This is a genomic window from Streptomyces sp. SID13726, assembly GCF_010548375.1.
Lineage (GTDB): Bacteria > Actinomycetota > Actinomycetes > Streptomycetales > Streptomycetaceae > Streptomyces.
Genome location: NZ_JAAGLY010000720.1, coordinates 1 through 403, shown reverse-complemented (window position 1 = coordinate 403; position 403 = coordinate 1). Strand labels below are relative to the sequence as shown.

Below are 403 nucleotides of genomic sequence, written 5' to 3'. Positions count from 1 at the left end.
AAGAGCCTGGTGATGATGGGCACGGGGGTTCGAGTGTGGGTTTCTGGGGCTCATCAGGAATGAAGAGGGGGGCCCTCTGGAGAGTTTTTCGTTGCCACGAAACACCCCGGAGGACCCCGTGCCGCAGTTGTACCAACCCGCCGTGTCTGCCGACAACTTCACTGCTCACGCCTGCGCGTGTCTGCCCTGCCGGTACGGCAGCGTCCCGTCCGGCCCGGTCCACGTGGTGAGGACGAGCGCCGAGCGGCCCGGCCCCTCGGGCGCGAGCGGCCCGAACCAGAGGCCGGCCTCCACGACGTCGCCGTCGACCGAGACCCACTCGGTCTCGGCGTCCGCGGGCAGGCCGTCGTGCGGGATCCCGGGGCCGACCTTGATGCCGACAGCGGGGACCCGCTCGCGCAGC

1 pseudogene is annotated in these 403 nt (G+C 70.5%); it reads right to left on the bottom strand.

The features are described from left to right. Positions 1–165: 165 nt before the first annotated feature. Positions 166–403 (bottom strand): annotated as a pseudogene (locus G3I78_RS49945) (hypothetical protein); the annotation flags it as partial.